Annotated in this window: 11 protein-coding genes; all 11 read left to right on the plus strand. The window is 41.5% G+C overall.

The annotated features are described in order from the left end of the window. The first annotated feature begins 18 nt into the window (after positions 1-18). The gene (locus F6K57_RS11780) at positions 19-1,476 is read left to right on the plus strand and encodes a PAS domain S-box protein (RefSeq protein ID WP_293037621.1); all 1,458 of its coding nucleotides are present in this window, start codon (positions 19-21) and stop codon (positions 1,474-1,476) included. 571 nt (positions 1,477-2,047) lie between these two features. Beyond that, entirely contained in the window at positions 2,048-2,272 is a 225-nt protein-coding gene (locus F6K57_RS11785; RefSeq protein ID WP_364302468.1) for a sensor histidine kinase, read from the plus strand. Beyond that, positions 2,272-4,011 carry an EAL domain-containing protein gene (locus tag F6K57_RS11790; protein WP_364302453.1) on the plus strand — a complete coding sequence of 580 codons (1,740 nt, stop codon included), beginning with the start codon at positions 2,272-2,274 and terminating at the stop codon, positions 4,009-4,011. Before F6K57_RS11785 ends, F6K57_RS11790 begins: the two co-directional genes overlap by 1 nt. A gap of 24 nt (positions 4,012-4,035) precedes the next feature. Beyond that, complete coding sequence (locus tag F6K57_RS11795) at positions 4,036-4,176, plus strand: hypothetical protein (protein ID WP_293037624.1); 141 nt, start codon at positions 4,036-4,038, stop codon at positions 4,174-4,176. Positions 4,177-4,199: 23 nt separating this feature from the next. Further along, positions 4,200-4,592 (plus strand): response regulator, encoded by a 393-nt coding sequence (locus F6K57_RS11800; protein ID WP_293037627.1) that lies wholly within the window; start codon positions 4,200-4,202, stop codon positions 4,590-4,592. A gap of 108 nt (positions 4,593-4,700) precedes the next feature. Continuing rightward, on the plus strand, positions 4,701-4,901 hold the full coding sequence (locus F6K57_RS11805) for a hypothetical protein (protein ID WP_293067686.1): 201 nt from the start codon (positions 4,701-4,703) through the stop codon (positions 4,899-4,901). Between the two features lie 21 nt (positions 4,902-4,922). Further along, positions 4,923-5,150, plus strand: a complete 228-nt coding sequence (locus tag F6K57_RS11810) for an ATP-binding protein (RefSeq protein ID WP_293067689.1) — start codon at positions 4,923-4,925, stop codon at positions 5,148-5,150. A 171-nt stretch (positions 5,151-5,321) separates the two neighbouring features. Beyond that, complete coding sequence (locus F6K57_RS11815) at positions 5,322-6,089, plus strand: YebC/PmpR family DNA-binding transcriptional regulator (RefSeq protein ID WP_293027962.1); 768 nt, start codon at positions 5,322-5,324, stop codon at positions 6,087-6,089. Positions 6,090-6,180: 91 nt separating this feature from the next. After that, positions 6,181-7,086, plus strand: a complete 906-nt coding sequence (locus F6K57_RS11820; protein ID WP_293067693.1) for a hypothetical protein — start codon at positions 6,181-6,183, stop codon at positions 7,084-7,086. A gap of 135 nt (positions 7,087-7,221) precedes the next feature. Further along, entirely contained in the window at positions 7,222-8,295 is a 1,074-nt protein-coding gene (locus tag F6K57_RS11825; RefSeq protein WP_293037639.1) for a DUF4231 domain-containing protein, read from the plus strand. Between the two features lie 408 nt (positions 8,296-8,703). Next, positions 8,704-10,093 (plus strand): toll/interleukin-1 receptor domain-containing protein (locus F6K57_RS11830; RefSeq protein ID WP_293067697.1); only part of this gene is annotated, 1,390 nt, incomplete at its 3' end.

The following is a 10,093-nucleotide window of genomic DNA, read 5'->3' on the forward strand; positions in this document are numbered from 1 at the left end:
TTACCTGAGCATACACCCATGGAATCGAGCACTGGACATCAAAGAGTGGACTATCACCTCTTGAAAGTCCAAGCGGAAATGATTAACCAGATTGCCCAGGTTACAAGGGGGACGTTAGTCCTCAATGAATTGCTACCCACCATAGCTAATCAATTACATCAAATCTTGCAAGTGAGTGGCTGTTTAATGTTTCCCACTCACGACCCTCCAGCTATGGCAACTCATCAAGTTAGCTTTCCCATTACCCAATCAGTGGAGAGTACAGGCGAGCCATGTCTGATCGAGGTATTTCGCCACCTCTTTCAGAGTTATCACTCCTGGCTAGCTCAGGGCAAACCGTTGATTATTCCTGAATCGGAGGGAAAACTCCCACCAGAACTGAAGGAATTAACCTATCCATGTGACCTCCGTGCCATCATGATGGTGCCACTGCTGCATGGGCAGTCTTGTCTAGGTAGTATGACCTTGTATCAGTGCGTACACGAACGAGAATGGACAGTCCAAGAAATTGCCTTTATCCGAGGGATCGCCGATCATTTTGCCATTGCCCTAACCCACCAAGAACTTGAGCAACTCTATCAAAAACAAAGCCAAGAACTTAAACAAAAAGAGTCTGCACTAAAAGTAAGCGAGGCTAGAAACCGAGCCCTCTTAGAAGCGATACCAGATGTAATCTTTCGTGTCAATCGGGATGGCTTTTACTTGGATTGGAAAGCGGCCATTGAAAACCCTGTGCTGTTTCTCACCAATAACTGTATTGGGAAACATTTACATAACTGTTTACCCACTGAGGTAGCAGGATTAATTTGGGAGCATGTGGAAATAGCCCTAGAAAGTGATGAGATGCAAGTTATTGAGTCCCCAGTCAGACAAGATGGTAAACTCCGCTACTTTGAGGCTCGTATTGTTAAAAGTGGGTTAGATGAAGTTGCTGTTATTGTCCAGGATATCACTGAGCGTATTGAAGCACGACTCACCCTAGCACAAGTCAATGATGCTTTGGAAGTCAGAGTTCAACAACGTACCGCTGCTCTGAGGAAAGCGAACCAAGCACTCAAGGGGGAGATTATTGAGCGCCAGAAGGCAGAAGAGCAGTTGCGGCAGAGTGAAGAGCGGTTTCGTAATGTCGTAGAAATTAGTAGCAATTGGATGTGGGAGATGGATGAAAATGCTGTCTATACCTACGCTAGTCCCAAAATCTGGGACTTACTCGGTTATGAACCATCAGAAGTAGTTGGCAAAACTCCCTTTGACTTAATGTTAAAGGAAGAGGCAAAACGTGTGATGGAAATTTTAGCTTCCTTTACCGTTTTAAAACAGCCCTTTAGCAACTTGGAAAATACCAGAATTAATAAAAATCGTCAGTTAGTGGTTCTGGAAACCAGTGGTGTACCAATTTTTGATCGTCTTGGCAAGTTTTGTGGTTATCGAGGAGTTGATAGAGATATCACTAAACGGAAACAAACGGAAGTATAAATCATAAATGCACTGGCTAAATAGAAACAACTTGGGGAGCTAAAATCCAGGTTTATAACCATGAAACTTTACGAATTTTGTACCCCTATAATAACGATTTATTCATCAGCGAATTTACTGGGACATTACGGAACAAAATGATCAAAATCTAAAAAAAAACATCACCTACATCGCATTAAAAACATGGTTCAATATATAACCATAATTTTGAATGATATCTTGCTGATTTGCAAGGTATAAGCCGGTAAAATAGAGTTACAGCTAAAGCCGATAGACTTGGAAAGTTTTTGCACCGATTTAATTTATAAAATCCAGCTTAATGAACGAAATGAGCACACAATAAAATTTACTTATAGCTTAGAAAAGTTTTAAAAAAAATTAGGTAGTAATCATGGAAAAAATAATGCGGCTAGTTCGTTATCATCCGCCCGACCGTATATGGATGAAAAATTGCTTAGGCAAATTTTGGAGAATTTGCTGAGTAATGCACTGAAGTATTCTCCCAAAGGTAGCATAGCACAGTACAGTTGAGCTTAAACTCACTTGCTCTGCCAATCAGGCTATCTTTAAAATCAGCGATCAAGGTATTGGTATTCCTGAAGAAGACCAAGGACTACTCTTTGAGACCTTCCATCGAGGTACGAATGTGGGGACAATTACCGGCACTGGCTTAGGACTGGCAATTGTCAAAAAGTGTCTCGATATCTACCAAGGTCAAATTGATCTAGAAAGTGAGGTCACTGTCGGTACAACATTTACTGTAACCCTGCCAATATATTACTTGCTATCAAATTAATGATGAGAAAAATATTAGTGATTGAAGATGAAGAATTTGTCCGGGAAAACATTATAGAACTCCTCGACGCCGAAGGATTTGATGTCATTGGAGCAGAAAATGGTCGTGTTGGTGTTAATTTAGCTAAAGGAACTATCCCAGATTTAATTATCTGTGATGTCATGATGCCGGAAATGGACGGTTACAGTGTCTTAACATCCCTGCGTCAAGACTCAATGATGGCAACAGTTCCTTTTATTTTTTTGACAGCAAAGGCTGCTAAAAATGATTTTCGTCAGGGTATGGAACTAGGGGCAGACGACTATATTACCAAACCCTTTACCAGAGCAGAACTCCTCGGGTCAATTTCCAGTAGACTCAAAAAAAAAGCTGCTGTTCATAAGCATTACAATACTGAACTTCAGGAAGCTAAAAATAAACTCAATTACTTAATCCGCCATGACAGCTTGACAAACCTACCTAATCGGCTGTCGTTGCGAGAACGGTTTAAGCAAGTAAAACAACACATCGACGATAATCACAAACTGCTTACCTTTCTGTGTTTGGGTTTAGATCGGTTTAATCAAGTTAACAATAATCTCGGTCATTTTTGGGGTGATTACTTACTCAAATTTGTGGCTCAACGCCTAACTTATTGTGTGGATAATCAGGGTACAGTTGCTCGTTTAAATGGCGATCAATTTGCCGTTATTATAGCCACAGCTCAACACAAACAAGATGTCATCAATGTTGTCCAAAGCATTCTTGAGAGCCTCTCTCAAACCATCGTTCTGGATGATCAAGAAGTTTTTATCACCGCCAGTATTGGTATTACCATTTATCCCCGTGATGGTGAAGACGTTGAACAATTACTCAATCATGCCAACCAGGCGATGCTTCAGGCAAAGCGTCACGGTGGTGATCAATATCAGTTTTACACCAGTTCCTTGAATGTCAATTCTTCAAATTATCTTACCTTGCAGAGTAGCTTACGCTATGCTTTGGAACGGGAAGAATTCCAGGTTTACTATCAACCCCAAATCAGTCTCGAGACAGGAAAAATTGTTGGTGCTGAAGCTCTATTACGTTGGCATCATCCAGAACTTGGTTTGATTCCCCCAGCAAAATTTATTCCAATCGCGGAAGAAACGGGTCTGATTATATCCATTGGAGAATGGGTATTACAGCAGGCTTGTCAGCAAGCTAAAGTCTGGCAAAATGATGGATTCACCTCTTTTCGTATAGCAGTAAATTTATCAGTTATTCAATTTAATAAACCAGATTTTTACCATAATTTGATCAAGATTTTGCAGTCAACTGAGTTAACCGCTCGAACTCTAGAACTAGAACTAACTGAAAGTATACTAGTAAAAAACACTGAAACTGCTATTCGTCAGTTATATGAATTAAAAAACCTAGGATTAGAAATTGCAATTGATGATTTTGGAACCGGATATTCTTCATTAAGCTATTTACAACAATTTCCCTTTGATGTCATCAAAATTGATCAGTGCTTTGTCCGTAAGATTGAGCATAAACCTAACCAGGCTGCTATTACTAAGGCCATTATACAAATGGCAAAAAGTTTAAATCTACAACTGATTGCTGAAGGAGTAGAAACTCAAGAAGAATTTGATTTTATTTATTCTCATAAATGTGATCGAGTTCAGGGTCATTTGATTAGTAGGGCTTTACCAGCGCCAGAATTTAAACGTTTACTCAATAGCGGTATTGGGTTCCCACTACCTCAAGTCAATTAGATTAGTTTCACAAAGCGCAAAAAAATGGTAAGAACAAAAATTATGTTAATTGAAGATGAACCTTCAGTACGAGAAAATATACTGGAGTTACTGGAGGCTGAAGACTTTGAGGCGATTGCTGGTAGTAATGGTCGGATTGGTATCGAGTTAGCCCAGCATGCCTAACATATTTTAGGATTTGCGATGTTATGATGCCAGAATTTGATAGTTATGAGGTATTGCAGATCTTGCGCAAACATCCTGATACGGCAACCATTCCTTTTATGTTTCTCACAGCTAGAGATGAAAAAACTGATCAGCGCCAAGGAATGGAATTAGGAGCAGATGATTATCTAACCAAGCCATTTACTAGAGTAGAACTACTAGGAGCAATTACTACTAGATTGGAAAAGCAAGCTGCCCTTGAGTTGCAAAAAGATAAAAAACTGGATTATTTGCGCAGCAATATTACACTGTATTTGCCCTATGAAATGGATAAACCCCTAAATCTGATTCTGGATATTTCCAAACTAATTATGGATAAATGGGATAGTTTGGAACGATATCAAATTAAGACTATGGCAGAAGATATCCATCAGTAGGCTGAACGGTTATTAAGGTTAATTCAGAACTTTTTACTTTATGCAGAACTTGAAATAATCGCTACAGATTCCAATAAACTGGAAAATCTGCGAAAGACTACCAGTAAATTGCCTAATCCGGTTCTGGCTAATTTGATTCAGAATCTTGCTCAAAAGACAGGACGGGTTGAGGATTTGCAATTAGATTGGCAAGAGGCTACTATTCCTATGTCCCAAAATCGACTTAATAAACTGTTGGAAGAGTTAATTAATAATGCCTTTAAATTATCAGAAGAGGGAACACCTGTTTGGGTCAATAGCTATTCATAAAATAATACGTTTATCTTGTCAGTGCAGGACAAGGGACAAGGGATATCTAAAGCTGAAATGGCTGAATTGGAAGCTGACTTACAGTTTAAAGGTAACCTTTACGAACAACAAGGCTCAGAGTTGGGGCTGCTGATTGCTAAACGTCTAGCTGAGTTACACGGTGGTAAATTAACAATAGATAGTATACTAGGAGAACAAACTACAGTTCAAGTAATGCTACCCCTAATCTCCAAAGGGCTACTGCCTTGACCAAGAACCATTTAAGATCTACCATTTACCATGGACTTTATTTCCTTAAGTTAGTAGCTATCCTAGAATAAATAATATTATATTATATTATGGAATGACTTGGGTAGGTTATATGCTTAAACCAAGAAGTGGAGGTATTTTGTTAGTTGGGTTGTAATCAACTTAACCGTTATGGCAGGACATAGTAAATGGGCAAATATTAAGCGTCAGAAAGCGAGGGTTGACGCAGTTAAAGGTAAGACCTTTGCTAAAATCTCTCGGGAGATTATAGTAGCTGCTCGCAATGGCATCCCGGATCCGGAGGGTAATTTTCAGCTGCGGCAAGCGGTGGAAAAGGCGAAGGCAGCAGGGATTCCCAATGAGAACATTGAAAGAGCGATCGCAAAAGGAGCAGGTACCCTAGGCAATGAGAGTGACAATCTCGAAGAAATTCGCTATGAGGGGTATGGTCCAGGAGGCGTTGCTATCTTGATCGAAGCTTTTACTGATAATCGGAATCGGACAGCAGCTGACCTGCGCTCAGCATTTACTAAGAATGGTGGCAATCTGGGTGAAACAGGCTGCGTTAGCTGGATTTTTGAGCAAAAAGGTATCGTTACGCTTACGGGTGATATCACAGAGGACCATTTGTTTGAAGCATCCCTTGAAGGGGGAGCTCAAACTTATGAGTTGAACGAGGATTCCGAAGGTGTAACGGCTGAGGTATTTACAGAAGTTAGCAACCTGGAAAACCTGAGTCAAATATTGAAAAATCAGGGCTTTGAGGTCAGTGAGGCGCAGTTGCGCTGGATTCCTAGTAATACGGTGGAAGTGACTGACCCAGATCTGGCGCGGACGCTTTTAAAATTAATGGATGCTCTGGAAGAGTTGGAGGATGTACAAAATGTTACCGCCAATTTCGAGATGTCCGATCAGCTGATGTCCCTGAGCATGATCTAGCAGATAAAATATTATAAACCACTATAGGTAATTTTAAATGTTTCTATCTGCCAAGACAAAGCAAAAGCGAACAGATCACCAAAAGGTCTTAATGGCTAGATGCGCAGGCATCGCTCCCCCCCGATTGCTCAAGAGGAGAGTTTTAGCTAAGTCTGGTGCTTTGTCCCAGCATGGAAACAAGCCAAACCATCTCATCTTCAAGCAGTTCTTAAATAACCAGCCTCTCACACTCACCTTCAAGAATGGGCAAACGGCTTGTGCTATTCAAGTGGATCATTCTATGGACTTGTCTGCTGCCCTGAACCAAATCGGTCTTCACGGCTCCCGTCCGGTTCTAGTGGTAGTCGGGGGGGCAAGTAAGATGAGTGATCAGAGTATGGCTCGTCTGCGCTTGTTGTTTGTCAATGTACTAGCTCCCATTGCTGAAACCCTCGGAGCATGTGTGGTGGATGGCGGTACCGATACTGGGGTGATGCAGATGATGGGGCAAGCTCGTGCTGAGATTGCTGGCACCTTTCCCTTAGTAGGTATTGCCCCAGTGGGCAAGATTGCGCTTCCTGATGCACCCCCCTCATCTTCTGATCAAACATCACTGGAGCCAAATCATACTCATTTTGTGCTGATTCCTGGATCTACCTGGGGTGATGAATCCCCCTGGTTGGCTCGTATAGCTACTACCCTGGCAGACGGAAAGCCATCAGTGACAGTAATGGCTAACGGTGGGCCGATTACCTTGCTAGACTTATTTGAAAACAAGAAAGCTGGACGACCATTGGTAGTTCTTGGGGGCAGTGGTCGGTTGGCAGATGAAATTACTATGGCAGTACGGTATCCAGAACAAGAAGCACGAGAATCTGTTACCGAACTATTACAACCAAATCACTTGCAACAAAATCATTTGACCTGTTACGACCTCTCACAACCATTCAGTGAATTGACTAAAATCATCATGGAGGGACAGACCAGACAGTCAAGGTACACAGTCAAGAGTACATAAGCTAAAACGCATTTTAAATCTGTTTTAGCAATGGCTTTAGGCATGCATGCTAAAGGCAAAAGGGGACTGAGATCTATCTTTTTTATGTGATTTCACGCGCTTATACAGTTTAAATGCACAACAGCTTAGACTGCCATGACGTCAGAAGTTGAGCCTACATACTCCCCTGGGCCAAACCCAACCCTCAAACGTGCTTGGGAACGTCAGCGTACCTACAGCAAAAATGCCACAGCGGCTCAGAAACGTTTCTTCCTGCTGCGGATAGGAATTCTGGTATTGAGTGTGTTGGCTACCTTGCTAGCTGTGGTCCACTCAGAGTTGGTAGACGTCCTTGGTGATTCACACCAGACGGTCAAAGTAATTCACTACATTCTTCTACTAGTGCCAATTGCTCTAAGTGTACTACTAGCAGGTGCAGTTAAGTTCGACAAAGGTGGCAATTGGATTCTGTTACGGGGTAGTGCCGAGGCAATTAAAAAGGAAATTTACTGTTACCGTGCGCAAGTTGGGGAATACAGTGATAACACGTCGCGGGATGCTAAGCTGGCACGCAAGGTCAAGGTGATTAGTCAAAGGCTAAAAGGAACCACAGTTCACCACACTAGTTTTAGCCCCTACGAGGGGGAAGTTTCCCGTAGAAAACGCTCATCCTTAAGCAAAGACAAGAAAAGCAAGGACAAGAAACATCAGGAAGCTCAACAGCATCATCAAGACGATAAGTTTTCTGACCTCACCCCCGAACACTACCTAGTCTGGCGAGTGGAAGACCAGTTTAAGTGGTACCGAAAGCGAACTAGGAAACTTGATATACAATTGCATGGCTACCAGTGGGGAGTATATATCTTGGGCGGTGTGGGTTCATTTCTGGTGGCGCTGGGTGAAGACATCTGGGTGGCGGTCAGTACAGCCTTTGCTGCAGCATTTTCGAGTTTCCTGGAATTGAAACGGGTTGAGACAACGCTGATTGCTTACAACCAAGCAGCTGATGATTTGTACGATATAAGCACTTGGTGGCATGGTCTCTCAGACGAGGAAAAATTGGAAAAATTTGAGTTATTGGTGATCAGTACAGAGAAAACCATCCAAAACGAAAATGTAGGCTGGGTGCAAGAGATGAATGATGCACTAGCAGAACTCTATGGTGAAACCCAGGAGTCTGAGGCTCAGGAAAAAAACACCTCTCCGTCTAAGAAAGTCGATACTAAATGAGATCATTTATAATATCATTTACGTGCTTGACAGACTGGCTTTCTTGTGGTGTAAATTCATCCGATGGGCAGAGCACCAGAGGTGACACCTCAATCCTAACTATTCTTCAGCTGCTCCCCATTGGTTATATCCGTTACCTATCCGTTACCCATCTGTTGCCCCTATTTCCTTGTCTTGATGCAATAGCGAGTGGGGGAAACCACGGCAGTCGCTCATGGGGGAGACCCCCAAGACCGCGCTGCCTCCCCAAGACCGTAATGGTGCTTTTTCCGTAGGCGAATTTAATTCGCCTACGGAAAAAGCACCTCTGCATCGCTCTCACAACTCTTCAAGCTTGCTCGATTTACGAAATCCAGGGTGTTACAAGTGTAGTGTTAAGTAGATCTCCTCACTTAGACCCCTGGACAAATGACTATATTTTTCGATGCCTTTATCTCCTACGGACGTGCTGACAGCAAAGCCTTTGCTACTAAACTTGAAGCTAGACTAACACAATTGGGCTTAACGGTCTGGTTTGACCAGAAGGACATTCCGCCTGCTGTAGATTGGCAGCATCAGATTGATAATGGCATTGAGAGAACTCATAACTTCATTTTTATCATTTCCCCCCATTCCGTTAATTCAAAATACTGCCTCAAAGAAATTGAACTGGCTATTAAATACAATAAACGCATTATTCCTTTAGTGCATGTTAAATCCCCTCGGGACAAAATTCCTACGATTATCCGTAAACTTAACTGGATTTATTTCCAAGATAAAATCAACAATTTTGAAGCATCCTTTAAACAATTAATGAATTCCATCCGTAAGCATGCTGATTATGTAGAACAGCATACTCGGTTTTTAGTTAAAGCTCTGGAGTGGGACAGAAATCAACAACAAACTAACCACCTGTTAATCCAGTCAGAACGGATTCAAGCTGAATCTTGGTTAAAGGTACGGTTTAAAAAAGAGCAAGCTCCTTGTGTGCCAACGGATTTACATTGTGAGTTTATTTGTGAAAGCACAAAAAATGCCAATAATTTAATGACCCAAGTGTTTATCTCTTATTCTGATAAAGATCAAGATATCAAGGATAAACTTAGCAAAACCCTGATGCGGGAAGGAATCACAATCTGGAAACCTGAAACTGATATTAAAACCGGTATAGACTTCCAAGCGGCAATCAACCAAGGAATTGAGGAAGCTGATAATGTCATTTACTTAATTTCACCCAATTCGAGTCAATCAAAATACTGTCAGCAAGAACTTGAACACGCCTTTGCTCACAATAAACGGATTATATCACTACTGATTGAAGACACGGATATTGACCAAATACCACCAAAAATTAGTTCATTACAATTCCTAGATTTTACTAAGTCTAACCATGAAGGAAACTACCGCTTAATGGCTGCTCAATTATTAAAAGAATTAAATCAAGATGCTCTCTATTACGAAGAGCATAAGCTTTTGTTAGTCAAAGCGATCAAATGGCTGAGCCAAAACCGTAATTCTAGCATTTTATTGCGGGGTCACAATTTAAACTATTACGAAAACTGGCTGAACGTAAATCGGCAACGCCTGGAACATCCACCCCTAGGATTACATGAAGAATTTCTGGCGGCTAGCAGGAATCAACAGCATGAATCTTATCTAGACGTTTTTATTTCTTATTCCCGTACTGATTCAGATTTGGCTAGGAAGTTAAATGAGGCATTGCAGTTACAGGGTAAAACGACTTGGTTTGACCAAGAAAGTATTCCTCCGGGCAGTGATTTTCAAGAGGAAATCTATCGTGGAATTGAACATTCTGATA

The organism is Moorena sp. SIO4A5, assembly GCF_010672005.1.
Taxonomy (GTDB): domain Bacteria; phylum Cyanobacteriota; class Cyanobacteriia; order Cyanobacteriales; family Coleofasciculaceae; genus Moorena.

Excerpts from the sequence above, each read along its gene's own strand:
- F6K57_RS11780 (WP_293037621.1), top strand. The coding sequence starts at position 19 with ATGGAATCGAGCACTGGACATCAAAGAGTGGACTATCACCTCTTGAAA.
- F6K57_RS11790 (WP_364302453.1), top strand. The coding sequence starts at position 2,272 with ATGATGAGAAAAATATTAGTGATTGAAGATGAAGAATTTGTCCGGGAA.
- F6K57_RS11795 (WP_293037624.1), top strand. The coding sequence starts at position 4,036 with ATGGTAAGAACAAAAATTATGTTAATTGAAGATGAACCTTCAGTACGA.
- F6K57_RS11800 (WP_293037627.1), top strand. The coding sequence starts at position 4,200 with ATGATGCCAGAATTTGATAGTTATGAGGTATTGCAGATCTTGCGCAAA.
- F6K57_RS11815 (WP_293027962.1), top strand. The coding sequence starts at position 5,322 with ATGGCAGGACATAGTAAATGGGCAAATATTAAGCGTCAGAAAGCGAGG.
- F6K57_RS11820 (WP_293067693.1), top strand. The coding sequence starts at position 6,181 with ATGGCTAGATGCGCAGGCATCGCTCCCCCCCGATTGCTCAAGAGGAGA.
- F6K57_RS11825 (WP_293037639.1), top strand. The coding sequence starts at position 7,222 with ATGACGTCAGAAGTTGAGCCTACATACTCCCCTGGGCCAAACCCAACC.